This is a genomic window from Zeimonas sediminis, from assembly GCF_023721795.1.
Lineage (GTDB): Bacteria > Pseudomonadota > Gammaproteobacteria > Burkholderiales > Burkholderiaceae_E > Zeimonas > Zeimonas sediminis.
The window spans coordinates 581,451-605,679 of record NZ_JAMQYE010000002.1; the positions used below are offsets into that span (position 1 = coordinate 581,451).

The 24,229-nt window shown below is 69.9% G+C and carries 18 protein-coding genes; 12 read left to right on the forward strand and 6 right to left on the reverse strand.

Translation table 11 applies throughout. The features are described 5' to 3' along the window. Positions 1-98: 98 nt before the first annotated feature. The 3 genes from M6I34_RS18100 to M6I34_RS18110 all read left to right on the forward strand — a co-directional run bounded on the left by M6I34_RS18100 (position 99) and on the right by M6I34_RS18110 (position 3,769). Positions 99-1,139, forward strand: a complete 1,041-nt coding sequence (locus tag M6I34_RS18100) for a porin (protein ID WP_272487202.1) — start codon at positions 99-101, stop codon at positions 1,137-1,139. 307 nt (positions 1,140-1,446) lie between these two features. After that, on the forward strand, positions 1,447-2,520 hold the full coding sequence (locus tag M6I34_RS18105) for a porin (RefSeq protein WP_272487203.1): 1,074 nt from the start codon (positions 1,447-1,449) through the stop codon (positions 2,518-2,520). Between the two features lie 295 nt (positions 2,521-2,815). Continuing rightward, a complete protein-coding gene (locus M6I34_RS18110; RefSeq protein ID WP_418953567.1) occupies positions 2,816-3,769 on the forward strand; it encodes an alpha/beta hydrolase in 954 nt (317 codons plus the stop codon). Positions 3,770-3,811: 42 nt separating this feature from the next. Here the strand turns inward: M6I34_RS18110 and M6I34_RS18115 are convergent, their stop codons facing one another. Genes M6I34_RS18115 through M6I34_RS18125 form a run of 3 tightly spaced genes read right to left on the reverse strand, consistent with a single transcriptional unit; the run spans position 3,812 to position 8,812 of the window. Further along, on the reverse strand, positions 3,812-5,512 hold the full coding sequence (locus M6I34_RS18115) for a long-chain fatty acid--CoA ligase (protein ID WP_272487237.1): 1,701 nt from the start codon (positions 5,510-5,512) through the stop codon (positions 3,812-3,814). Positions 5,513-5,543: 31 nt separating this feature from the next. Next, positions 5,544-6,668, reverse strand: coding sequence for an aminopeptidase (locus M6I34_RS18120; RefSeq protein ID WP_272487204.1), 1,125 nt, complete (start codon positions 6,666-6,668; stop codon positions 5,544-5,546). Positions 6,669-6,673: 5 nt separating this feature from the next. After that, positions 6,674-8,812 (reverse strand): molybdopterin-containing oxidoreductase family protein, encoded by a 2,139-nt coding sequence (locus tag M6I34_RS18125; protein WP_272487205.1) that lies wholly within the window; start codon positions 8,810-8,812, stop codon positions 6,674-6,676. Between the two features lie 113 nt (positions 8,813-8,925). On the opposite strand from M6I34_RS18125, the gene M6I34_RS18130 reads away from it, so the two are divergent. From M6I34_RS18130 to M6I34_RS18160, 7 genes are all read left to right on the forward strand, one after another. Beyond that, positions 8,926-10,116: a M20 aminoacylase family protein gene (locus tag M6I34_RS18130; RefSeq protein WP_272487206.1), complete on the forward strand. Its 1,191-nt coding sequence runs from the start codon at positions 8,926-8,928 to the stop codon at positions 10,114-10,116. A gap of 49 nt (positions 10,117-10,165) precedes the next feature. Further along, the gene (locus M6I34_RS18135) at positions 10,166-11,149 is read left to right on the forward strand and encodes an ABC transporter permease (RefSeq protein WP_272487207.1); all 984 of its coding nucleotides are present in this window, start codon (positions 10,166-10,168) and stop codon (positions 11,147-11,149) included. Between the two features lie 68 nt (positions 11,150-11,217). Continuing rightward, complete coding sequence (locus M6I34_RS18140) at positions 11,218-12,480, forward strand: M20 aminoacylase family protein (protein WP_272487208.1); 1,263 nt, start codon at positions 11,218-11,220, stop codon at positions 12,478-12,480. 48 nt (positions 12,481-12,528) lie between these two features. Next, positions 12,529-14,115 carry an ABC transporter substrate-binding protein gene (locus tag M6I34_RS18145; RefSeq protein ID WP_272487209.1) on the forward strand — a complete coding sequence of 529 codons (1,587 nt, stop codon included), beginning with the start codon at positions 12,529-12,531 and terminating at the stop codon, positions 14,113-14,115. Continuing rightward, positions 14,112-15,041 (forward strand): ABC transporter permease, encoded by a 930-nt coding sequence (locus tag M6I34_RS18150; protein ID WP_272487210.1) that lies wholly within the window; start codon positions 14,112-14,114, stop codon positions 15,039-15,041. The genes M6I34_RS18145 and M6I34_RS18150 overlap by 4 nt, the downstream gene beginning before the upstream one ends. After that, entirely contained in the window at positions 15,038-16,024 is a 987-nt protein-coding gene (locus M6I34_RS18155; protein WP_272487211.1) for an ABC transporter ATP-binding protein, read from the forward strand. Before M6I34_RS18150 ends, M6I34_RS18155 begins: the two co-directional genes overlap by 4 nt. A 16-nt stretch (positions 16,025-16,040) precedes the next feature. After that, positions 16,041-17,099 (forward strand): ABC transporter ATP-binding protein, encoded by a 1,059-nt coding sequence (locus M6I34_RS18160; protein WP_272487212.1) that lies wholly within the window; start codon positions 16,041-16,043, stop codon positions 17,097-17,099. 60 nt (positions 17,100-17,159) lie between these two features. Here M6I34_RS18160 and M6I34_RS18165 read toward each other — a convergent pair whose 3' ends face one another. Beyond that, positions 17,160-18,311 carry an LD-carboxypeptidase gene (locus M6I34_RS18165; protein WP_272487213.1) on the reverse strand — a complete coding sequence of 384 codons (1,152 nt, stop codon included), beginning with the start codon at positions 18,309-18,311 and terminating at the stop codon, positions 17,160-17,162. A gap of 38 nt (positions 18,312-18,349) precedes the next feature. Further along, positions 18,350-18,853, reverse strand: a complete 504-nt coding sequence (locus M6I34_RS18170; protein ID WP_272487214.1) for a winged helix-turn-helix transcriptional regulator — start codon at positions 18,851-18,853, stop codon at positions 18,350-18,352. A 211-nt stretch (positions 18,854-19,064) separates the two neighbouring features. On the opposite strand from M6I34_RS18170, the gene M6I34_RS18175 reads away from it, so the two are divergent. Continuing rightward, positions 19,065-20,372 carry a D-amino acid dehydrogenase gene (locus M6I34_RS18175; protein WP_272487215.1) on the forward strand — a complete coding sequence of 436 codons (1,308 nt, stop codon included), beginning with the start codon at positions 19,065-19,067 and terminating at the stop codon, positions 20,370-20,372. Between the two features lie 143 nt (positions 20,373-20,515). Here M6I34_RS18175 and M6I34_RS18180 read toward each other — a convergent pair whose 3' ends face one another. Further along, the gene (locus tag M6I34_RS18180) at positions 20,516-22,633 is read right to left on the reverse strand and encodes an acetoacetate--CoA ligase (protein ID WP_272487216.1); all 2,118 of its coding nucleotides are present in this window, start codon (positions 22,631-22,633) and stop codon (positions 20,516-20,518) included. A 448-nt stretch (positions 22,634-23,081) separates the two neighbouring features. Between M6I34_RS18180 and M6I34_RS18185 the strand changes: the two genes are divergently transcribed. Next, entirely contained in the window at positions 23,082-24,071 is a 990-nt protein-coding gene (locus M6I34_RS18185; protein ID WP_272487217.1) for a LysR family transcriptional regulator, read from the forward strand. The last annotated feature ends 158 nt before the right edge of the window (positions 24,072-24,229 follow it).

Here is a 24,229-nt window from a genome sequence, read left to right on the forward strand (position 1 = left end):
GGCGGACGTCACCGATCTGCAATTGTCCAAACATACCTTGAGTCCACGCCGGCCCGCATCCGCGCGGCCGGCGTTTACAGCGCATCCAGGAGCTCAAGATGAAGAAATCCCTCCTCGCCCTCGCGATCCTCGGCGCCTTCGCCGGCGGCGCCGCGGCCCAGGCCAACCTGACCCTGTACGGCATCGCCGACGTCGGCATCGGCATGGCCGACACCGACGGGCCGGGCAGCGACAGCGCGGTCAACGTGTTCGACAGCGTGCAGTCGAGCAGCCGGCTCGGCATCCGCGGCTCGGAAGACCTCGGCAACGGCCTGAAGGCCGTGTTCAACATCGAGGCCGCGGTCAACTACGACACCGGCGCCGCCAGCAGCCGGTTCTGGGGCCGCCGCGCGGTCGTCGGCCTGGCCGGCGGCTTCGGGGAGATCCGCCTCGGCCGCGACTACACCCCGGGCCGCTCGGTGATCGGCAAGACCGACGTGATGGACCTCGGCCTGTTCGGCAACTGGCTCACCTTCAGCGACAACGGCGGCGTCACCAGCCGCGCGAGCAACGGCCTGCACTACACCGGCAAGTTCGGCGGCGTCACGCTGCGGGCGATGTACGCGAGCGGCGAGGCCGACAACGTGAGCACACCCTCGGGCGACGGCGACATGGTCGGAGTGTCGGCCGTCTACGAAGGCGGTCCGCTCACGGTGCAGGGCTACTACCAGAGCCGGGAGTTCGACAACGGCACCGGTGGCACCGATAGCGCGGACGAGTACGGCCTGGGCGCGCAGTACCGCTTCGGCGGCATCCGCGTGGCGCTGAACTACGGCATGGCGGACACCGACCAGCCGGCCGGCGGCAGTGTCGAGCACCAGGCGATCGGTCTCGGCCTGGGCGCGAAGCTCGGCTCGGGCGAACTTCTGTTCAACTACATCCGGCAGGAAGTCGACGCGGCCGGCGACCCCGAAGCGAAGTCCTTCGCGATCGCCTACGTGCATCCGCTGTCCAAGCGCACGAACCTGTACGCGACCTACGGTCAGCTGAAGAACGAGGGCGGCGCCGCCTTCGAACTGGCCAAGGCCAGCGGCAGCGTGGGCGGCGCGGCGGACACCACGCCGAAGGCCTTCGCGGTCGGCGTGCGTCACCGCTTCTGACCGCGGACCGGGCGCGGCCGCCGGCCCAGGCCCAGGCCGGCGGCTCTCACCGGATCCGGTGTGCCGGCCGGCCCCGGCCCAGGGACTCCGACAGGGTCGCAAGATCGAGTTCCGGGACAGACGCCCCGCTGTTGCGCCCCCGCGACAGAAATCCGTGAATCCGGTCACCGGATGGCCGCGACTGTTTGCCTGCCCCCCGAATTTGGCGAGAATAAGCCAACTTCTGTCCGGGGATGGCCACTGGCTGGTCCGGGGGGGTGCGGTGGCGTGGAGGCCGCCGATTTCCAGAAACCTAGGAGATTGATCAATGAAGAAATCCCTGCTTGCTCTGGCCGTGCTCGGCGCCTTCGCCGGTGCCGCCGCTGCGCAGACCAACGTCACCCTGTACGGTATCGCCGACGCCGGCATCGGCATGATCGACGACGACGCGGTCGGTGGCGACTCGTACGTCAACGTCTTCTCGGGCGTCCAGTCGACCAGCCGCTTCGGCATCCGCGGCACGGAAGATCTGGGCGGCGGCCTGAAGGCCCTGTTCAACATCGAAGCCGGCGTGAACTGGGACACCGGTGCCGCCGACAGCGTGTTCTGGCAGCGTCGCGCCGTCGTCGGCGTGGCCAGCAGCTGGGGCGAACTGCGCCTCGGCCGCGACTACACCCCCGGCTTTAGCGCGGCGGGCGCCACCGACGTGATGGGCTATGGCCTGTTCGGCAACTGGCTGACCTTCACCGCCCAAGCCGGCAACCTGGGTATCACGACCCGTGCCAGCAACGGTCTGCACTACACCAGCCCGACCTTCGGCAACACCAAGTGCGCGGCCACCCCGGCCCCGACCGAGTGCGGCGCGTTCGGCGGCGGTCTGAGCTTCCGTGCGATGTACGCCACCGGCGAAGATCCGACCGGCAACAACACTGGCGACATGTACGGTCTGGCCGGCGTGTACAAAGGCGGCCCGCTGACGGTCCAGGCCTACTTCCAGTCGACCGACAACGGCACTGGCAACGACGACCAGTACGGCGCGGGTGCCCAGTACGTGGCCGGCATGTTCCGCGTCGCGTTCAATTACGGCATGGCCAAGCGTGACGACGGCGTCGAGCACGAGGGCATGGGTCTGGGCGCCGGCGTGAAGCTGGGCGGCGGCGAGCTGCTGGTCAACTACATCCAGCAGGAAGTCAACACCGCCGGCACGCCGAAGGCCACGTCGATCGGCGTCGGCTACGTGTACCCGCTGTCGAAGCGCACCAACGTGTACGCCACGTACGGCCAGCTCGACAACAAGAACGGCGCCAACTTCGGTCTGCGTTACTCGCAGTCGGTCGTCGGTGCCGGCGGCGTGGATCGCGACCCGAGCGCCTTCGCGGTCGGCGTCCGCCACTTCTTCTGAGTCGACGCAGGCTCTGCCCTGCAGCCACCGCCTGACGGCGGTGGCCGACGAAGAGTCAAAGCGCCGGGGCAACCCGGCGCTTTTTTTCATGTCTGTCGGCGGACGAGCCTGCCCGCGTCGCAAAGGCCCGTTCCAGCCTGCGCCGCAAACAGCCGTCCCGACCCGAAAGCGGTCCCCGCAGTCCGCCGGGCGCCTCCCCTCCGGGAAAGGATTGCCCCTTCCGGGCGACCGCCTTCCCCATGCAGACCCGTTCTTCGCCGGACATCGCGCCCCGTCACCGGGCGCGCCGCCTGCCGTGATCCGCCGCTGGCGAAGCCTGGCGGTCGCGCTGGCCCTGCTGGCCGCGGCCGGCGGCTGCGCCACGCTGGACAACTGGCAGCGGCAAGCGATCTTCCAGGTCGGCCACGCACAGACCCGCTGGTACAGCGAGCCGCCGCCCGGCACCGAGCGCTTCGACCTGCTGCTGGAGAACGGCCACCGGGTCCACGCCTGGTACCTGCCGTCGGCCTCCGATCCCGATGGCGCGCCGACCGTGCTGTACCTGCACGGCTCGCGCTGGAACCTGCACAACAGTGTGTTCCGGCTGCGCCGCTGGCACGAGCTCGGCTTCAACATGCTGGCGATCGACTACCGCGGCTTCGGCGACAGCACGCCGCTGCTGCCCAGCGAGGACAGCGCCTTCGAGGACGTGCTGGCCGGCTTCGACGAACTGCAGCGCCGCCAGCCCGACCCGTCGAAGCGCTTCGTCTACGGCCACAGCCTGGGCGGCGCCCTGGCGATCCGGCTGGCGGCCGAGAACGGGCGCCTGCTGTCGCGCGACGCCTACGAAGCGGATCGGGAGTCGCCCGGCCCGGTCTCGCCTGGACCCGGCGCTTTGGCCGGCGTGGTCGTCGAGTCGAGCTTCACCAGCATCGCGGAGCTCGCGAAGGGCACGAAGTGGGGCTGGCTGCCGGGCCTCGGATGGCTGGTCACGCAGCGCTTCGATTCGCTCGACCGTGTCGCCAAAGTGGACGAACCACTGCTGTTCATCCACGGCACCGGCGACAGGGTGGTGCCGCACGAGATGAGCGACCGGCTGCACGCCACGGCCAACGGCGTGCGCGGCGGGCTGAAGCAACTGCTGAAGGTCGAGGGCGCCTCGCACTCTGGCGTGAGCCGCTCGGGCGGCGAGGCCTACGAGCGCGCGGTGCGGGAGTTCGTGGAGGCGGCGAGCGGGCTGCTGCGCCGCCCGCCTGCCGCCCGCGGGTGAGGCCCGCGGCCGGAACCAGCCACCGGGCCCGACGCGCGCGCCTCAGGCAGCCTTCTTCTTCAGCGCCTCGTCGCGCAGCTCGCGCCGGAGGATCTTGCCGACGTTGGTCTTCGGCAGCTCGGTGCGGAACTCGATGTGCCTGGGCTTCTTGTAGCCGGTCAGGTTCTCGGCGCAGAACTGCATCAGCTCGCGCTCGGTGAGCCCCGGGTCCTTGCGGACCACGAAGGCCTTGACCGCCTCGCCCGAGTTCTCGTCGGGCACGCCGACGACCGCGGCCTCGAGCACGCCGGGGTGCATCGCGATGACTTCCTCGACCTCGTTCGGGTACACGTTGAAGCCCGAGACCAGGATCATGTCCTTCTTGCGGTCGACGATCTTCACGTAGCCGCGCTCGTCCATGACCCCGACGTCGCCCGACTTGAAGAAGCCGTCTGCGGTCATGACCTTGGCGGTTTCCTCGGGGCGGTTCCAGTAGCCGGCCATCACCTGCGGGCCGCGGATCGCGATCTCGCCGCGCTCGCCGAGCGGCACCAGGTTGCCGTCGTCGTCGAGGATCGCGATCTCGGTCGACGGCAGCGGCAGTCCGATCGTCCCCGAGTACTCGTCGGTGTCGGTCGGGTTGCAGACCGCCGACGGCGAGGTTTCCGACAGGCCGTAGCCCTCGCAGATCGGGCAGCCGGTGATCTCGAGCCAGCGGTCGGCCACCGCCTTCTGCACCGCCATGCCGCCGCCGTTGGACACGCGCAGGCCCGAGAAGTCGAGCTTCCCGAACTCCTCGTTGTGCGCCAGCGCGTTGTACAGCGTGTTGACCGCCGGGAAGGTGTTGATCCTGTAGGGCCGGATCTCCTTGATCAGCGCCGGGATGTCGCGCGGATTCGGGATCAGGACGTTCAGGCCGCCGGTGCGCATGCCGAGCAGGCAGCAGACGGTCAGCGCGAAGATGTGATACAGCGGCAGCGCGCAGACGGTGACCAGCTGCTCGGGCGGCGCCGGCCGCTTCGGGTCGTGCAGCGCCGGCTGCATCCAGGCCTCGGACTGCAGCACGTTGGCGATCACGTTGCGGTGGACCAGCGTGGCGCCCTTGGAAACCCCGGTGGTGCCGCCGGTGTACTGCAGGAAGGCCGGATCGTCGTGACCGATCTCGGCCTTGCGGAAGGCCTGGCGCTCGCCCTCGGCCAGCGCGTCGTTGAAACGGGTGACGTTGTGCAGCTCGAAGGGCGGCACGATCTTCTTCAGGTGCCGCACCGCGAAGTTGATGAAGTTGCCCTTCGCGAAGCCGAGCATGTCGCCCATCGAGGCCAGCACGACCTCCTTGACCTGCGTGTGGCCGACGACCTGCTGCAGCGTGTGGGCGAAGTTCTCGAGGATGACGATCGCCTTCGCGCCGGAGTCCTTCAGCTGGTGCTCGAGCTCGCGCGGCGTGTACAGCGGATTCACGTTCACGACCACCAGGCCGGCGCGCAGCACGCCGGCGATCGCGACCGGGTACTGGAGCACGTTGGGCATCATGATCGCCACCCGGTCGCCCTTCTGCAGGCCCTTGCCCTGCAGGAAGGCGGCCAGCGCCTTCGACTTCTCGTCGACCTCGCCGAAGGTGATCTCCCGTCCGAAGCCCACGTAGGCCTTGCGGTCGCGGTACTTCTCGAAGGCCTCCTCGATCAGGTGGACCAGCGACGAGTACTGTTTCCAGTCGATGTCGGCCGGCACCGCGCTCGGGTAGCTCTTGAGCCAGAAGCGCTCGATCTTCGTGTCCATTTTGGTCGTCGTCTCCGTGTCATCGTTCCGCCGTCGTCGCGGCGGTCGCGGCAATCTTACCCGGAGCGACGCCCGGTTCCCCGGCGAGCCCCGCCAGCGCCTGCGCCCTTTCGGGCGCCGACAGCTTCGCCAGCGCCGAGGCCGCGTCGTGGAAGCGCGAGAGGTTCCCGCCCTCGCGCGCGAGCAGCGCGCTGAAGGCGGGCACCAGGTCGTTGTAGGCCGCCACCGAGGCCAGGTGCGCGGTGGTCAGCGGACGGGCGAACCAGCGGTCGTAGCCCGCGAAGCCGCCCCAGCGCTCGCGCAGGGCCGCGTAGTCGGCCCGCAGGGCGTCGAAGACCGCGTCGCGGCCGGCGCGCTTGTCGGCCTCGGGCAGGGCCGACGCGAACAGGCGCTCCAGCGATTCGCGGTGCCGGCGCAGCAGCGCCAGGAAATCGGCCCGGCGCGCCGAGTGCTGCCGCCAGGCCTCGCGCAGCGCCGGATCGCCGCCCGCCGCGATCCGTGTCTCGAGCCAGCGCTCGACGCCGGCCCGCTCGACCGCGGTGGCGTAGGACTCGTTGAAGGTCGAGTCGCCCTTCAGGTACACACGCTGGTGGGCAAGCTCGTGGAAGACCAGCCGGGCGAGCTCGACCTCGTGACGGTTCACGAAGGTGCTCAGCAGCGGATCGGAGAACCAGCCCAGCGTGGAGTAGGCCGGCACGCCGGTCACGAAGGCCTCGTAGCCGTCCGCCCGAAGGCGCTCGGCGAAGGCCTCGGCATCGTCCTGGTCGAAGTAGCCGCGGTAGGCGACGCAGCCGGCCACCGGGAAGCACCACTGACGCAGCTTCAGCGACAGCGGCGGCGCGGCGAACACGTTCCAGACCACGAAGGGCCGGTCGAGCGCCACGTAGCGGGTGTAGCTGTCGTTGTCGGGCAGCGCGAGCTCGCGCGATGCGAAGGCGCGGATCTCGAGCGCGAGCCTCAGCCGCTCGCGCAGTCGCTGGTCGGTGGCCGGGTCGGCGATCAGCGCGGCCGCCGGCTCGGCGCGACGGATCAGGTCGAGATGGCCGGCCGCCGACTGCCACCAGTAGCGCGGGCCGTCGTCCCAGGCGGCGCAGCCGGACAGCAGCGTCGCCAGCAGCAGGGGCAGCCAGCGCCCGCGCGTCATGGCCGTCAGCCCGCCGGCGCGCGCCGCAACTCGACCAGGCAGTCGTAGAAGGTCGGGCCGCGCCCCAGGTCGGTGATCGCCTGGCTGGTCACCGCGTTGACGTTGCGCCCGCCCTGGGTGAGCTTGTGCCACCAGATGCCCCAGGCGACGACCACGCCGGTGCGGGCCCGGTCGCTGACGCTGGCCTTCGCCAGGAAGCGGCCGCGGTCGTTGAACGCCTCGACCAAGTCGCCGTCGGCGATGCCGCGCGCGGCGGCGTCTTCGGGATGGATCTCGATGGCCGGCTCGCGCTCGGAAGCCCGCAGGCTGGGCACGTTCACGAAGCTGGAGTTCAGGAAGGTGCGCGCCGGCGGCGAGATCATCGCCAGCGGGTAGCGCGCGGCCAGCGCCGGGTTGGAGGCCGCCGACTCGTAGGGCGGCACCCAGTCGGGCAAGGGATCGAGCCCCTGGTCGGCCAGCCGCTGGCTGTAGAACTCGCAGCGGCCCGAGGGGCTGGGGAAGCCCCCCTGCGCGAAGGGCGCCGGCGCGTGGCGCATCTTGGTCCAGCCCTCGCGCCTGAGCTGCTCGAGCGAGGCGCCGACCTGCGGCGAGTTCCAGTCCATCGAGTCGCGGACGATCTCCTCGTCGCTGGCGCGCAGCGCGGGCTCGTCGAAGCCCATCCGGGCCGCCAGCTCGCGGAACACGTCGCTGTTGGGGCGGGCCTGGCCGAGCGGCGCGATCGCCGGGTTGTTGGCCAGCACGTACCAGTGGCCGTAGGTCTTGTGGACGTCGAAGTGCTCGAGCTGGGTGGTGGCCGGCAGCAGCCAGTCCGCGTAGTCGGCGGTGTCGGTCTGGAAGTGCTCGAGCACCACGGTGAACAGGTCCTCGCGCGCGAATCCGGCGATCACCTTCTCGGACTCGGGCGCGACCGCGACCGGGTTCGAGTTGTAGACGACGACCGCCTCGATCGGCGGGTCGGCCGACAGCAGCGCGTCGCCGATCTGCACCATGTTGATCGTGCGCGGCGGCTTCTCGGGCCAGCCGGGCATCAGCTCGGGCCGGACCTGCCGGCCCGGGGTGACCGGCACCATGTGGCTGGAGCTGAGCAGCATGCCGCCCGCCGGGTCGCGCCAGGCGCCGATCAGCGCCGGCAGCGACGCGATCGCGCGCACCCCGTTGGCGCCGCCGTGGGTGCGCTGCATCCCGTAGTTCAGCCGGATCGCGGCCGGCCGCGTCGTGGCGTAGTCGCGCGCCAGGCCGACGACCTCTTCCACGGTGATGCCGCAGATCTGGGCGACCCGCTCGGGCGGGTACTGCGCGGCCCGCTCGGCGAGCGCCTCGAAGCCCAGCGTGTAGCGCTCGATGTAGTCGCGATCGAGCCGGTCCTCGGCGATCAGCAGGTTCATCATGCCGAGCGCCAGCGCCGCGTCGGTGCCTGGCATCAGCGCCACGTGCTGGTGGCACTTCAGCGCGGTGTCGCTTCGGTATGGGTCGATCGCGACCAGCTTGGCGCCTCGCCGCTTGGCCTGCTGCGCGAAGGTCCAGAAGTGCAGGTTCGAGGTGATCGAGTTCGAACCCCAGATCAGGATCAGCCCCGAGTCGGCAAAGCGCTCGACGTCCATGCCGACCGCCCCGCCCAGCGTGTAGGTGAGCCCGGCGATCCCCGGCGACGAGCAGATCGTGCGGTCGAGCTGCGAGGCGCCCAGCCGGTGGAAGAAGCGGCTGCCCATGCCCTCGCCCTGGACCCAGCCCATGGTGCCGGCGTAGCTGTAGGGCAGGATGCGCTGCGGGTCGCGGGCGGCGATCGCCTTCAGCCTGCTCGTGATGTCGGAGAGCGCTTCGTCCCAGGTGGCCGGCTCGAAGCGCCCCTCGCCCTTGCGGCCGACCCGGCGCATCGGCGTGAGGATCCGGTCGGGCGAATAGGTGCGCTCGGTGTAGCGGGACACCTTGGTGCACAGCGCGCCGTGGGTGCCCGGGTGATCGGGATCGCCTGCCACCTTCACCGCCTTGCCGTCGCGCACCGTGACCAGCAGCGCGCAGGTGTCGGGGCAGTCGTGCGGGCAGGCGCCGCGAACGACGGTCTCGGCCGCGTCGGCCGCGGCCGGTCCGGGGGCCGGCCCCGGAGCGCCGGACGTCGAGGTCAGGGAAGCCTGTGAAATGTCCATCGGATACCCGCAGAAGGCGCCCTCCGGGCGCGCGTTCGCACAATTCTCGATGCTAAGCTAGCAGACCAAGCATTTGTCTGAGTTTCGGCCATTTTCCGGGGTTCCGCAAAGCCATGCAGCTCGTCGAAGAAATCATCGCCCAGCACGCCGAGATCCGCACCCTGCGTCGCGACATCCACGCCCATCCCGAACTGAAGTTCGAGGAGTTCCGAACCGCCGACCTGGTGGCCGGCAAGCTCGAGGAATGGGGCATCCCCTGCGTGCGGGGCCTGGGCGGCACCGGCGTTGTGGGCATCGTCAAGGCCGGCTCGTCGCACCGGGCGATCGGCCTGCGCGCCGACATGGACGCGCTGCCGATGACCGAGTTCAACAAGTTCGCGCACGCGTCGCGGCACGAGGGCAAGATGCACGCCTGCGGCCACGACGGCCACACCGCGATGCTGCTGGCCGCCGCGAAGCACTTCTCCAGGCACCGCAACTTCGACGGCACCGTCTACCTGATCTTCCAGCCGGCCGAGGAAGGCGGCGGCGGCGCCCGCGAGATGATCAAGGACGGCATCTTCGAGAAGTTCCCGATGGAAGCGGTGTTCGGCATGCACAACTGGCCGGGCCTGAAGGCCGGCCAGTTCGCGCTGAAGGCCGGCCCGGTCATGGGCTCGTCCAACGAGTTCCGCATCCGCATCCACGGCAAGGGCGCGCACGCGGCGATGCCGCACACCGGCGTGGACCCGGTGCCGGTGGCCTGCCAGATGGTGCAGGCCTTCCAGACGATCATCACCCGCAACAAGCGCCCGATCGAGACCGCGGTGCTGTCGGTCACGATGATCCACGCCGGCGAGGCCACCAACGTGGTGCCCGACTTCGCCGAGATCCAGGGCACGCTGCGCACCTTCACGGTCGAGGCGATCGACCTGGTCGAGCAGCGGATGAAGGCGATCGCCGAGCACACCGCGGCCGCCTTCGACTGCACCGTCGATTTCGAGTTCGTGCGCAACTACCCGCCCACGATCAACCACCCGGCCGAGACCGACTTCTGCCGCGAGGTCATGAAGGACGTGGTCGGCGCCGACAACGTGTTCGAGTTCGAGCCCACCCTCGGCTCCGAGGACTTCTCCTACTTCCTGCTCGAGAAGCCCGGCTGCTACGTGGTCATCGGCAACGGCGAGGGCGGGCACCGCGAGGCCGGCCACGGCCTGGGCCCCTGCGTGCTGCACAACCCGAACTACGACTTCAACGACGACCTGATCCCGATCGGCGCCAGCTACTGGGTGAGGCTGGCCGAGCGCTGGCTGGCCGCCCGCTGAGCCGCGGCGCAAGGCCCACCGGCGCGCCTACCCAGGGGTTCCCCAGCAGATGCTCGCTTTCGTCGTCCGGCGGCTGTTCCAGGCCGTCGTGGTCATGCTGGTCGTCGCGTTCATCGCGTTCTCGCTGTTCCAGTACGTCGGCGACCCGGTGCTCTCCATGGTCGGCCAGGACGCCACGCCCGAGGAGCGCGAGCAGCTGCGCAGCTCGCTCGGCCTGGACAGGCCCTTCTACGTGCAGTTCGGCCACTTCCTGGGCAACGCGGTGCAGGGCGAGTTCGGCCTGTCGTACCGGCAGGGGCGCAAGGTGTCCGCGCTGATCGTCGAGCGCTTCCCGGCCACGCTCGAGCTGTCGCTGGCCGCCGGCCTGCTGGCGCTGGCGATCGGCATTCCGCTGGGCGTGTACACCGCGCTGCGGCGAAAGGGCTTCCTGTCCAACCTTTTCCTCGCGGTGTCGCTGATCGGCGTTTCGCTGCCCACCTTCCTGATCGGCATCTTCCTGATCCTGCTGTTCGCGGTCGTGCTCGGCTGGCTGCCCTCGTACGGCCGCGGCGACACGGTGATGATCGGCTGGTGGTCGTCAGGGCTGTTCACCGCCAAGGGGCTGCAGCACCTGATCCTGCCGGCGATCACGCTGTGCCTGTTCCAGCTCACGCTGATCATGCGGCTGGTGCGCGCCGAGATGCTCGAGGTGCTGCGCACCGACTACATCAAGTTCGCGCGCGCCCGTGGGCTGTCGGACAAGGCGGTCCACTTCGGCCACGCGCTGAAGAACACACTGGTCCCGGTCATCACGATCACCGGCCTGCAGCTCGGCTCGATCATCGCGTTCGCGATCGTCACCGAGACCGTGTTCCAGTGGCCGGGCATGGGGCTGCTGTTCATCCAGGCGGTGCAGTCGGCCGACATCCCGGTGATGGCGGCCTACCTGTGCCTGATCGCGCTGGTTTTCGTGGTCATCAACCTGGTCGTCGACCTGCTGTACTTCGCGGTCGACCCGCGGCTGCGGATGGACCGCGCCGCCGCAGCGCACTGAAGCGACACCCGGACGGCACCCCGCAGCCTCGGCACGCCCCCGTCGAGATCGACCCCAAGCCAACACAGATGAACGTTCGCGAGACCCTTGCCACGCCTGCCGGCGAACCCGAAGCCCGGGAAGCCTGGCTGGGCGGGCATCCAGCCGTGGCCGCGATCCGCGCGTGGCACCGCGAGCTCACCGCGATCCGCCGCGAGCTGCACGCGAACCCTGAGCTGGGCTTCGAGGAGCACTTCACCTCCGAGCTGGTCGCGCGCCAGCTCGCGCGCTGGGGCGTCGACGAGATCCACCGCGGCATCGGCCGCACCGGCGTGGTCGGCGTGATCCGCGGCCGCGACACGCACAGCGCGCGAACCGTGGGCCTGCGGGCCGACATGGACGCGCTGCCGATGCAGGAGGAGAACGACTTCGCGCACCGCTCGCGCAAGGCCGGCTGCATGCACGGCTGCGGCCACGACGGCCACACCGCGATGCTGCTCGGCGCCGCGCGCTACCTGGCGAAGACCAGGGACTTCGACGGCACCGTGCACCTGATCTTCCAGCCCGGCGAGGAAGGATTCGGCGGCGCGCGGGTGATGATCGAGGACGGCCTGTTCGAGCGCTTTCCGTGCGACGCGGTCTACGCGATGCACAACTGGCCGGGCCTGCCGCCGGGCAGCATCGCGGTGCGGCCCGGCCCGATGATGGCCGCAGCCGATCGGGTCACGATCACCGTCGAGGGCCGCGGCGGCCACGGCGCGCATCCGTACCAGACGATCGACCCGGTGCTGGTCGCCGCGCACATCATCACCGCCACGCAGTCGATCGTGTCTCGCAACGTGCGCCCGCTCGACTCGGCGGTGGTCAGCCTGTGCGCGATCGAGGCCGGTCACCTCGGCGCGATGAGCGTGATGCCGCGCGAGGCGAAGATCGTCGGCACCGTTCGCACCTTCAAGCCCGAGACCCAGGACATGATCGAGCAGCGGCTGTCGGCGCTCGCCTCATCGGTGGCCGCTGGCTTCGGCGCGCAGGCGCGCGTGGACTACGAGCGGATCTACCCGGCCACGATCAACAGCCGCGCCGAGGCACTGTTCGGCCAGCGCGTGGCCGAGGAGCTGGTCGGCGCCGACAACACGGTCACCGATCTCGAGCCGAGCATGGGCGCCGAGGACTTCTCGTTCATGCTCCGGGCCCGGCCGGGCGCCTATTTCCGCATCGGCCAGGGCGGCGCCGAAGCCGGCCGGCTGCTGCACAATACCGTTTACGACTTCAACGACGAGATCCTGCCGCTGGGCGCCGCGTTGTTCGCGCGGCTGGCCGAACGCTCGATGCCGCTCGGCGGGAGTCGCTGACCGGCGGGCCCGAAGAGCACGCCATCCCCCTGGAGAGAGGAAACGATGATGCAGAAGAAGCAATCGATGCTGCGCAAGAGCGCGCTGGCCTTCGCGCTGACCGTCGCGCTGACCGGCGTGGCGGGCGCCAAGACCTTCCGGATCGCCGACCAGGGCGATGCGCTGTCGATGGACCCGCATTCGCTGAACGAGTCGCTGCAGCTCTCGTTCACCGGCAACGTCTACGAGCCGCTGGTCGGGCGCGACAAGAAGCTCGGCCTGGTGCCGGCGCTGGCCACCAAGTGGGAGCAGGTCAACCCGACCACCTGGCGCTTCGACCTGCGCAAGGGCGTGACCTTCCACGACGGCACGCCTTTCACCGCCGACGACGTGGTCTTCACCTTCGCGCGAGCGGCCGGCGAGGGCTCCGACATGCGCTCGTACACGAACACGATCGCCGAGGTGAAGAAGATCGACAGCCACACGATCGAGATCATCACCAAGTCGCCGTTCCCGATCCTGCCCGACGTGATCTCGCTCGTGTACATCATGAGCAAGAAGTGGGCGGAGGAGAACAACGCGACCCGGCCGGTCGACAAGCGCAAGGGCGTCGAGAACGCGGCCTCGTTCCGCGCCAACGGCACCGGCCCGTTCCGGCTGCGCTCGCGCGACCCCGGCGTGCGCACCGTGCTGGTCCGCAACCTGAACTACTGGGACAAGGTCGAGACCAACGTCGACGAGGTCGTCTTCACGCCGATCGGCAGCGACGCCACCCGCGTGGCCGCGCTGATCTCGGGCGAGATCGACATGATGCAGCCGGTGCCGGTGCAGGACGTCGCCCGGCTCAAGCAGAACCCCAACCTGAACATCATGCAGGGGCCCGAGCTGCGCACGATCTTCCTGGGCATGGACCAGGCGCGCGACGAGCTGCTCTTCTCGAACGTCAAGGGCAAGAACCCGTTCAAGGACAAGCGGGTGCGGCAGGCCTTCTACCAGTCGATCGACATCGAGGCGATCAAGAGCCGGATCATGCGCGGCGCGGCCACGCCCACCGCGCTGATGGTCGCCCCGGGCATCAAGGGCTTCGACCCGGCGCTGAACAAGCGCCTGCCCTACGACCCGAACGCCGCCAAGAAGCTGCTGGCCGACGCCGGCTACCCGAACGGCTTCGAGGTCAAGATGAACTGCCCGAACGACCGCTACGTGAACGACGGCGAGATCTGCCAGGCGGTGGCCGGCATGCTCGCGCGCGTCGGGGTCAAGGTGACCCTCGAGGCCGAGAGCAAGGCGACCTACTTCCCGAAGATCCTGTCGCGCAACACCTCGTTCTACCTGCTCGGCTGGACGCCCGGCACCTACGACTCGCACAACCCGCTGAACGCGCTGATGGCCACGCCGGGCGCCGGCGGCCAGGGCCAGTTCAACCTGGGCAGCTACAGCAACCCGAAGCTCGATGAGCTGACCGCGAAGATCGCGTCCGAGACCGACGAGGCCAAGCGCAACGCGATGATCTCCGAGGCCTTCAAGATCCACCAGGACGACGTCGGCCACCTGCCGCTGCACCAGCAGGCGCTCGCCTGGGGCACGCGCAAGAACGTGTCGCTGGTCCAGCTGCCCGACAACTTCAACCAGTTCAAGTGGGTGGTCATCAAGTGACGGCAGCGGCGCCTTCGGCGCTGCGGCGCTTCCTCGACAGCGACCTCTGGTACAGCTTCCGTACCAGCCCGGTCGCGGTCGGGGCGGCGCTGGTCGCGGCGGTCATGATCGTCGGGGCGCTGTTCGCGCCCTGGGTGGCGCCGCACCAGCCCTTCGACCTGGCGACGCTGTCGCTGATGGACTCGCTGCTCCCTCCGGCCTGGATGGAGGAGGGGCAGATGGGCTTCTTCCTGGGCACCGACGACCAGGGCCGCGACGTGCTGTCCACGATCCTCTACGGTTCGCGGATCTCGCTGCTGGTGGGCCTGGCCTCGGTGGCCGTGGCCATGGTGCTGGGCGTGAGCCTCGGCCTGCTGTCCGGCTACGTGGGCGGCCGGCTCGACGCCTTCATCATGCGCGTGGCGGACGTGCAGCTGTCCTTCCCGGCGATCCTGATCGCGCTGCTGATCGACGGCTCGGCGCGCGCGCTGCTGCCGCGCGACGTTCACACCGACTGGCTCGCGATCGGCGTGCTGGTCGGCTCGATCGGCCTGGCGAACTGGGTGCAGTACGCGCGCACGGTGCGCGGCTCCACGCTGGTCGAGCAGGGCAAGGAGTACGTGCAGGCCGCCCGGGTGATCGGCGTGAAGCCCTGGCGGATCATGATCCGCCACGTGCTGCCCAACGTGCTCGGGCCGGTGCTGGTCATCGCCACGATCAACGTGGCCCAGGCGATCATCACCGAGGCCACGCTGTCCTTCCTGGGCGTGGGCGTGCCGCCGACCTCGCCGTCGCTCGGCACGATGATCAACAACGGCAACAACTTCCTGTATTCCGGCGAGTGGTGGCTGGTGATGTTCCCCGGCCTCGCGCTGGTGCTGCTGTGCATGTCGGTGAACCTGCTCGGCGACTGGCTGCGCGACGCGCTGAACCCCAAGCTGCAATGAGCGAAGCCCTTCTCGAAGTTCGCAACCTGCGCGTCGAGTTCCCGACGCGCCGCGGCACGCTGCTCGCGCTCGACGACATCTCGTTCTCGATCGCGCCCGGCGAGGTGCTCGGCGTGGTCGGCGAGTCGGGCGCCGGCAAGTCGCTGACCGGCGCCGCGATCATCGGCCTGCTCGAGCCGCCCGGGCGCGTCGCCGGCGGCGAGATCCTGCTGTCGGGTCGCCGCATCGACAACCTGCCGCCGGCCGAGATGCGCAAGGTGCGCGGCCGCGAGATCGGCGCGATCTTCCAGGATCCGCTCACCTCGCTGAACCCGCTGTACACGGTGGGCCGCCAGCTGGTCGAGACGATCCAGACCCACCTGCCGCTCACCGCCGCGCAGGCGCGCACGCGGGCGATCGACCTGCTCAAGGCCACCGGCATCCCGGCGGCCGAGGCGCGGATCGACCACTATCCGCACCAGTTTTCCGGCGGCATGCGCCAGCGGGTCGTCATCGCGCTGGCGCTCGCCGCCGACCCGAAGCTGGTCGTGGCCGACGAACCGACGACCGCGCTCGACGTGTCGATCCAGGCGCAGATCATCACGCTGCTGAAGAAGCTCTGCCGGGAGCACGGCACCGCGGTGATGCTGGTCACGCACGACATGGGCGTGATCGCCGAGACCGCCGACCGGGTCGCGGTCATGTACGCGGGCCGGATCGCCGAGATCGGCCCGGTGGCCGACGTGATCCACCGACCGAAGCATCCCTACACGGTGGGCCTGATGGGATCGATCCCGTCCATCGGCGAGGAAAAGGCGCGCCTGGCCCAGATCGACGGCGCGATGCCACGGCTCAACGCGATCCCCCTCGGCTGCGCGTTCAACCCGCGCTGCGAGAGCGCGATGCCGGTCTGCCGCGAGCGCCGGCCGGAGCTGATCGACACCGGCGCCTCCCGGGCGGCCTGCTGGCTGCACGATGCCGCCGTGCTGGCGGATGCACGATGAGGGCGGCGCGAGCGCAATGAACACGATCGAGAAACTGGTCGAGAAGGGCCCGACCGCGCCGGGGGCCGGGCCCTCGCCGTCCGAGCCCCCACTGGTCGAGGTCGACGGCATCGCCAAGGTCTTCGACGTTTCGGCGCCCTGGCTGAACCGGGTGCTCGAGCGCAAGCCGAAGCTGTTGCTGCACGCGGTCGACGGCGTGTCGTTCACGATCCGGCGCGGCGAAACGCTGGCGCTGGTCGGCGAGTCCGGCTGCGGCAAGTCGACCGTGGCGCGGATGCTGGTCGGGCTCTACCGGCCCACGCGCGGTTCGGTAAGGATCGACGGGCACGACCTCGCCGAGCTGTCGGGCCCCTCTGGCCAGGCGCTGCGCCGCCGGATCCAGATGATCTTCCAGGATCCGTACGCGAGCCTGAACCCGCGCTGGAAGGTCGCCGAGATCATCGCCGAGCCGATCCGGGTGCACCGGCTGCTCGACGACGAGTCCGCGATCGCGGCGCGGGTCGGCGAATTGCTGCGGCACGTCGGCCTGTCGCCGGCCGACGCGGCCCGCTTCCCCCACCAGTTCTCCGGTGGCCAGCGCCAGCGCATCTCGATCGCCCGCGCGCTGGCCTCGCAGCCCGAGTTCCTTGTCTGCGACGAGCCCACGTCGGCGCTGGACGTGTCGGTGCAGGCGCAGGTGCTGAACCTGATGCGCGAGCTACAGAAGCAGGACGGCCTGACCTACCTGTTCATCTCGCACAACCTGGCGGTGGTCCACCACGTGGCCGACCGGGTCGGCGTGATGTACCTGGGCCGCATCGTCGAACTCGCGCCCAAGCGCACGTTGTTCGAGACGCCGCGCCATCCGTACACCCGGATGCTGCTCGACGCGATTCCCGACATCGGCATGACCGGCCGGGCCCGGACGCCGGTAGCCGGCGAGGTGCCCAACCCGCTGAATCCGCCGTCGGGCTGCACCTTCCATCCGCGCTGCCCGCACGCGAACGATCGCTGCCGCCGCGAGGCGCCGCAGCTGCTCGCCACCGCCGAGGGCGGCCAGGTGGCCTGCCACGCGGTGGAGGAAGGACGGATCTGAGGAGCCGGAACCGGCCCGGGGCCAGCCGGAAGGCTGCGCGCCCCGCGCCGGCTCTCCCGCTCATGCTCCCGCTGCCGGTCCGCCCGCCCGTCCGCCCGGCGGCCCCTCGAGCGGAACCAGCCTGCAGCCGACTTCCGGCGCGGGCCAGCGATCGGTCGCGAGCCGCTCGAGCCGATAGCGCAGCCCCACGCCCAGCACCGCCCGTCGCGGCACGTGACCGAAGGGCAGGCCGCGCACCACCGGCACGCCGGCCCTTTCCTCGATCAGCCGGGCGACCTCGCCGAGCCCGTAGCCGTTGTCCTGCGGCGCCGGCTTCCAGCCGGTGAAGCGGCCGAACAGGATCGCCCGCTGCCGGGCCAGCACGCCAGCGTGCAGCAGTTGCAGCAGCATCCGCTCGACGCGGTAAGGGTGCTCGGCCACGTCCTCGACGAACAGCAGGCCTCCTTCCACGACGGGCATCCAGCGGGTACCGGCCAGGCTCGCGATCATCGCCAGGTTGCCGCCCCACAGCGTGCCTTCGAGCGCAGAGCGCCCTGCCGTCACGCCGCCGACCTTCGCCTGCCCAGACTCCGCCCCCTGCCCCTGCCCCTGCCCCTGCCCCTGCCCCTGCCCCTGCCCCTGCCCCTGCTGCTGCCCCTGCTGCTGCCCCTGCTGCTGCCCCGGCTCCGGCTCCGGCTCCGGCTCCGGCCCCGGCTCCGGCAGCCACTCGACCACCGGCGCCTCGCCCCCCAGCAATTGCTCGAACTGCCCGAGCATCCACGGATCGGGCTCGGCCGCGCCGAAGTCGCCGCACACCGACGGGCCCGCCCAGCTCGGCGCGCCGGTTTCCGCGAGCAGCGCCAGCTGGAACGCGGTGAAGTCGCTGAAGCCGACCCAGCGCGTGCCGCGACGAACCGACCCGGCCACCAGGTTCCAGTCGATCCGGTCGAGCAGTCGCGAGAGTCCGTAGCCGCCGCGCGCGATCATGACCAGGTCGACGTCCTCATCGCGAGCGGCATCGTGGATCTGTGCGAGCCGCGCCTCGTCGGTTCCGGCAAAGCGCAGCCAGGGCGCATCGGGCACACGGTTCCGAAGCTCGCAGCCCAGCCCGGCGAGCCGGGTAATCCCGACCTCGAAATCGGCGCGAGAAAGCAGCGCGCCCGACGGCGCGATCACGTCGATGCGGCGCCGCGCCGGGGCGGCGCGGGAGGGCTCGTGGTCGAGGCCAGGCACCGCCGCTCGCCCGGCCCCGCTCCCGGCTCGAGGCGCGCTCACGGATTCGCCCCCGGCTCCGGCAGGTGCAGCTCCAGGCTTTCCTTGATCTCTTCCATCACGATGTAGCTTCGGGATTCGCGGGCGCCGGGCAGCGCGAGCAGCATGTCGCCGAGCAGTTTACGGTAGGCGTCCATGCCGGGAATGCGCGCCTTGATCAGGTAGTCGAAATCGCCCGACACCAGATGGCACTCGAGCACCCAGGGCAGCTTGCGGACCTCGCGCCGGAACTCGTCGAAGATCGCGCCCGATTTGGCCGCCAGCCGGATCTCGACGAAGACCAGCAGCTGCTGGCCCAGCGAGTGCGGATTCAGCCGTGCGTGATAACCGGCGATGAAACCGTCGCGCTCGAGCCGGCGAACCCGCTCGCTGCACGGCGTGACCGACAAACCGACCTTGTCGGCCAGCTCGGTCATCGACATCCGGCCGTCGGCCTGCAGCAGGCGCAGGATCCGGCGATCGATCCTGTCCAGGTCCTTGACCAGCTGGGTTCTCGTTCGCAAGAAATTTTCCTGTCTTTCGAGCTTATTCCTGAAACATTCTAGTGCGATCCGGAAATACGTTAACTCTTTCTGCTGGCGATGCCGCAGAATTTCCAGCACTCGCGGCTTCCTTCGCCCCACGCGGGCAGCCCTCCCCAGGCGGCAGCCCTCTGTCCCTTGGAGGCGATCCCCTCTCCCGCCGGCCGCGCAACGTGCACTGATGGAGTCGACGATGCAGGTGATGATTCTCGGCAGCGGCGTGATCGGCGTGACCAGCGCCTGGTACCTGGCGAAGGCCGGCATGCAGGTGACGGTCGTCGACCGCCAGCCGGACGCCGCGCTCGAGACCAGCTTCGCCAACGCCGGCCAGATCTCGCCCGGCTACTCGACGCCCTGGGCGGCGCCAGGCATCCCGATGAAGGCGCTTCGCTGGCTCTTCGAGAAGCACGCGCCGCTGGCCGTTCGCCCCGACGGATCGCTGTTCCAGCTGCAGTGGCTCGCGCAGATGCTTGCCAACTGCAGCGCCGATCGCTACGCGGTCAACAAGGAGCGAATGCTGCGCGTGGCCGAGTACAGCCGCGACTGCCTGCGCGCACTGCGCTCCGAGACCGGCATCGCCTACGAAGGGCGGCAGCGCGGCACGCTGCAGGTGTTCCGCAAGCCCGCCCAGCTCGAGGCCGCCCAGCGCGACATCGAGGTGCTCAGGGAGGTTGGCGTGCCCTTCGAGCTGCTCGACGCCGAGGGCATCGCCGGCGCCGAACCGGCACTCGCGGCCGCTCGCGACAGGCTGGTCGGCGCGCTGCGGCTGCCCGGCGACGAGACCGGGGATTGCCAGCTGTTCACGTCCCGGCTGGCCGACATGTGCCGCGAGGCCGGCGTGCGCTTCGAGTACGGCCGCACGATCGAGTCGCTGGTCGGCGGCGGCGACCGCATCGAGGGCGTCGTGGTCGACGGCGCGCTGCGCAGGGCCGACCAGTACGTGCTGGCGCTGGGCAGCTGGTCGCGCCGGCTGGCGCTCGACGTCGGGCTGTCGCTCCCGGTCTACCCGCTGAAGGGCTACTCGCTGACCGTGCCGATCGTCGACGCCACACGCGCGCCGGTGTCCACCGTGATGGACGAGACCTACAAGATCGCGATCACCCGCTTCGAGGACCGGATCCGCGTCGGCGGCATGGCCGAGGTGGCCGGCTACGACCTGTCGCTGAACCCGAAGCGCCGCGCGACCCTCGAGATGGTCGTCGGCGACCTGTTCGCAGGTGCCGGCGACCTGCCGGCCGCCAGCTTCTGGACCGGCCTGCGGCCGATGACACCGGACGGCACCCCGATCGTCGGCCGGGCCCCGCAACGCAACCTGTGGCTGAACACCGGCCACGGCACGCTGGGCTGGACGATGGCCTGCGGCTCGGGCAGCCTGCTGGCCGACCAGATCGCCGGCAAGCGGCCGGAGATCAGCCCGGAAGGCCTGGGGCCGGAGCGCTATGCGCGTGGCGTGCGGCGCGCAGGCAGTCGCCCCGCGTGGCGCCCCCGTCCGGCACACTGAAGGGGCACCCGGGCTGGCTCGCTGAAAGCGTACCGAGGGCAGCCCGCCGACCGGCACACGCCGGGAAGGCCGCCGCGGCGGCGACCTCCGCGACGCAGTTCGGCCTCTGCGCCGCCGCAGTTCGGCCTCCGCGCCGCCGCCGTTCAGCCTCCGCGCGCCATCCCGAACGCCACGAACCAGTCGATCGACCCGGGATTCGCCATCGAGTCCTTGTTGACCGACTTCTCGACCGGGTGGCCGAGCAGGATCTTCTTGACCGGCACCTCGAGCTTCTTGCCGGACATCGTTCGCGGCACCTCGGGGATCGCGAAGACCTCGTTCGGGACATGGCGCGCCGACAGCTTGGTGCGGATCGCGTCGAGCAGGCGCTTGCGCAGATCGGGCGCCACGCCGGTGTCGCCCCTCGCCGCGGTCGCGCCGTCGGGCGCCGGCCCCTTCGAGCCCGGTCCGGCGATGCCGCTGCCCGGCTCGCGCAGCACCACGAACAGCGCCAGGAAGGACTCGCGACCGAGATACTCCAGGTCGATCACCAGCGAATCGGCGATCTCGCCGAACTCCTCGACCACCCGGTACAGCTCGCTGGTGCCCATCCGGATGCCGTAGCGGTTGATCGTCGAGTCCGAGCGGCCGTAGATCACGCCGGTGACCGACTCCGGGCGCTCGATCAGCTTCAGCCAGTCGCCGTGGCGCCACACGTTGGGCGGCCCCGGGTAGGTGTCGAAGTAGCTCTCGAAGTAGCGGGTGCCGTCGTCGTCGCCCCAGAAGTAGAGCGGCATCGACGGCATCGACTCGGTACACACCAGTTCGCCGACCTCGCCAATCAGCGGCTTGCCGTCGTCGCTCCAGGCGTAGACCGCCGAGCCCAGGCAGCGGCACTGCATTTCGCCCGGATAGATCGGCAGCGTCGGGCAGGCCGTCAGGAACGCGGTGCCCGGGTCGGTGCCGCCGGAGATCGAGGCGATCAGCAGGTCGTCGCCGACGTTCTCGTAGAGCCAGCGATAGGCGTCCTCGGTCAGCGGCGAACCGGTTGAGCCGATCGTGCGCAGCGCCGACAGGTCGAACTGCTCGCGCGGCTTCAGGCCGGCCTTCATGCACAGCCCGATGAAGGCCGGCGAGATGCCCATGAAGCTCAGCTTCTCGCGGGCCGCCAGCCGCCAGAGCGTGGTCGGGTCCGGGTAGCCGGGATTGCCGTCGAACTGCAGCATCGTCGCGCCGGTCATCAATGTGGACAGCCAGAAATTCCACATGATCCAGTTCGTCGACGAGAACCAGAAGAAGCGGTCGTCGGCGTCGATGTCGGTGTGCAGCGTCGCGCCCTTCAGCGACTCGATCACGGTGCCGCCGTGTCCGTGCACGATCGGCTTGGGCATGCCGGTGGTGCCCGACGAGTAGACGATCCACAGCGGGTGCGAGAACGGCACCGGCGTGAAGGCGGGCGGACGCAGCGTGGCCACGATTTCGTCGTAGCGGCGCTGCGCGACGGCGCGCGACGCGCCGCCCTGGTCTTCGATGCCGGTGAGGTCGAGCTCCGCTCCCGGATCGAGGTAGGGAACGAAGACGACCGCCTCGACCGACGGCAATTGCGCGACCAGCTGGCGGACGATTTCGCGCCGGTCGAAGTCCTTGCCCCCGTACCGGTAGCCGTCGACCGCGAACAGGACCTTCGGCGCGATCTGGCGGAAGCGGTCGAGCACGCTGACCGGCCCCATCTCCGGCGAGGTGCTGGACCAGATGCCGCCCAGGCTCATCGTTGCGAGCGCAGCCACCGCGGCCTGGGGAATGTTCGGCAGGTAGGCCACGCAGCGGTCGCCGGGCTGCACGCCGAGCTCGCGCAGCGCCTCGATCATCGCACCGACCTCGCCCGCGAGACGGCTCCAGGTGATCTCGGTGCGCGGCCGCAGCTCGGACTCGAACACGATCGCGACCCGCTCCCCGGCATCCGGCCGGGTCGCCGAGCGCAGCGCATGCTCCGCGTAGTTCAGCGTCGCCCCCGGGAACCACTCGGCGCCAGGCATCTTGCGCTCGACCAGCACCCTGCTGGCCGGCGTGTGCAGGATCATCCCAGTGAACTCGCGGATCGAGTCCCAGAACGCCTCGAGGTCCGTGACCGACCAGCGCCACAGGGACTCGTAGTCGGCGAACTCCAGGCCGCGCTCGGCCTCGAGCCACCTCAGATAGCGGGTGATCCCGGCGTTCTCGATCCGTTCGGCTGTCGGCCGCCAGAGCGGCTCGGGGGCGTTCATCGCGGAAGTCTCCTTCATTTTCGTCGATCCGACGCAAAACGAGACTATAGCGGAGCCGAGCCCTCCGCCACTGCCCCCGCTCCTGCCCCCGCTCCTGCCCCCGCTCCTGCCCCATTTGCTGCGCCGCCCGCGCGCCGATGCGGCCCCGGCGCCCGCAGGCCACCGCGCCGACGACGGGAGTGCATCGGAGCGCCGTCGGCACTTTCCGGCCGCACAAAAAGAAAGCCCGAACCGCTTTCGGGGTTCGGGCTTAATCCACCGAGGAGGTGGAGGAGGAGACACCGGGTGAACGTCGGCTCGGCCGCCGTTCGAATTCCTTCGCTGCGCTTCGATCTATCCGGGCTTTCCGCGCCGGAGACCGAAATGTTGCGCTGCGGTATGACGCTATTATCGGCATCCCCGGCCATATTTCCAATTGATGTTTGGCATATAATTCATTCCCTCGGTGAATGTTTTGGGGCCACCGATGAACTTCCGGACTCTCGACCTGAACCTGCTTCGGGTCTTCGACGAGATCATGGCCGAGCGGAACCTGACCCGGGCGGCCCACAATCTCGCCATGACCCAGCCTGCGGTCAGCAACGCGCTTCGCCGCCTGCGTGACGCGCTCGGCGACGAACTCGTCGTGCGTTCCGGCCATGGCGTAGAGCCGACTCCCGCGGCGCGCCAGTGGTGGCCGGCAGTGCGCGAGGCGCTCACGCAGTTGCGCAACACCTTCGCCCCGGGGGAGTTCGTCGCTGCGGAATCGCGCGCGAGCTTCACGATCGCGATGGCAGACGCGACCGCCGCGCTCCTCGTGCCGGCGATGGTCTCGATCATCGAGAGCGAGGCACCGGGCGTTTCGCTTCGGGTCCTGCCGCTCACCACTCGCGACCCGCGCAAGTTGCTGGAGACCCAGGACATCGACCTGGCGATCGGCTATTTCCCGGCGGCGATCGCCTCCATCGGCTCCGTGGAGTCGCAGGAAGAGGCGCTCGCCCAGTTCGGCACCGAGCAGCTCTACAGCAGCGACTACATCTGCGTGATGCGTCGCGACCATCCGCTCGCCTCGGTCGAGCTCACGCTCGACGCCTACTGCGACGCACACCACCTGCTGGTGAGCTTCTCGGGTCGCCCGGTCGGCTTCGTCGACGAAGCGCTCGCCGCGTTGAACCGGAGGCGCCGCGTCGTGCTCACCGTCAACCAGTTCTTCACCGCCGGCATGGTGGTCGCGAACTCGGACCTCCTGACGGTGCTTCCCGCCCACTTCCTGGCATCGACCGGCATGGGCTACGCGTTCGAGACCCGTCCGGTGCCCTTCCAGTTGCCCCGAGTGAACGTCGACATGCTCTGGCATCGCCGCAGGGCGACCCGCCCCGGGCACGACTGGCTCTGCGAGTCGGTCAGGCGCGCTGCGGCGCGAGGCACCACGCCCCCCTACGCGGCGGTGAAGCCCGGGGTGTCGGCCGCTACCTGACGACAGGGGCCAGGCCGAGGCCCTTCGGGGCCCAATCGGCCCGTTGCCCGCGCCGACGCCGCCTACGACGCCACGCCCTGCCGCGCCCGGAAAGCAAAAAAGCCACCCTGTGGGGTGGCTTTTTTGCGTCGGAGAGGAGTGCCTGACGATGTCCTACT

What these genes read in the sequence shown, in the direction of transcription:
- M6I34_RS18175 (WP_272487215.1), top strand. Translation starts at nt 19,065, where the DNA reads ATGCAGGTGATGATTCTCGGCAGCGGCGTGATCGGCGTGACCAGCGCC.
- M6I34_RS18100 (WP_272487202.1), top strand. Translation starts at nt 99, where the DNA reads ATGAAGAAATCCCTCCTCGCCCTCGCGATCCTCGGCGCCTTCGCCGGC.
- M6I34_RS18120 (WP_272487204.1), bottom strand. Translation starts at nt 6,668, where the DNA reads ATGACGCGCGGGCGCTGGCTGCCCCTGCTGCTGGCGACGCTGCTGTCC.
- M6I34_RS18130 (WP_272487206.1), top strand. Translation starts at nt 8,926, where the DNA reads ATGCAGCTCGTCGAAGAAATCATCGCCCAGCACGCCGAGATCCGCACC.
- M6I34_RS18125 (WP_272487205.1), bottom strand. Translation starts at nt 8,812, where the DNA reads ATGGACATTTCACAGGCTTCCCTGACCTCGACGTCCGGCGCTCCGGGG.
- M6I34_RS18135 (WP_272487207.1), top strand. Translation starts at nt 10,166, where the DNA reads ATGCTCGCTTTCGTCGTCCGGCGGCTGTTCCAGGCCGTCGTGGTCATG.
- M6I34_RS18105 (WP_272487203.1), top strand. Translation starts at nt 1,447, where the DNA reads ATGAAGAAATCCCTGCTTGCTCTGGCCGTGCTCGGCGCCTTCGCCGGT.
- M6I34_RS18160 (WP_272487212.1), top strand. Translation starts at nt 16,041, where the DNA reads ATGAACACGATCGAGAAACTGGTCGAGAAGGGCCCGACCGCGCCGGGG.
- M6I34_RS18145 (WP_272487209.1), top strand. Translation starts at nt 12,529, where the DNA reads ATGCAGAAGAAGCAATCGATGCTGCGCAAGAGCGCGCTGGCCTTCGCG.
- M6I34_RS18155 (WP_272487211.1), top strand. Translation starts at nt 15,038, where the DNA reads ATGAGCGAAGCCCTTCTCGAAGTTCGCAACCTGCGCGTCGAGTTCCCG.
- M6I34_RS18180 (WP_272487216.1), bottom strand. Translation starts at nt 22,633, where the DNA reads ATGAAGGAGACTTCCGCGATGAACGCCCCCGAGCCGCTCTGGCGGCCG.
- M6I34_RS18185 (WP_272487217.1), top strand. Translation starts at nt 23,082, where the DNA reads ATGAACTTCCGGACTCTCGACCTGAACCTGCTTCGGGTCTTCGACGAG.
- M6I34_RS18140 (WP_272487208.1), top strand. Translation starts at nt 11,218, where the DNA reads ATGAACGTTCGCGAGACCCTTGCCACGCCTGCCGGCGAACCCGAAGCC.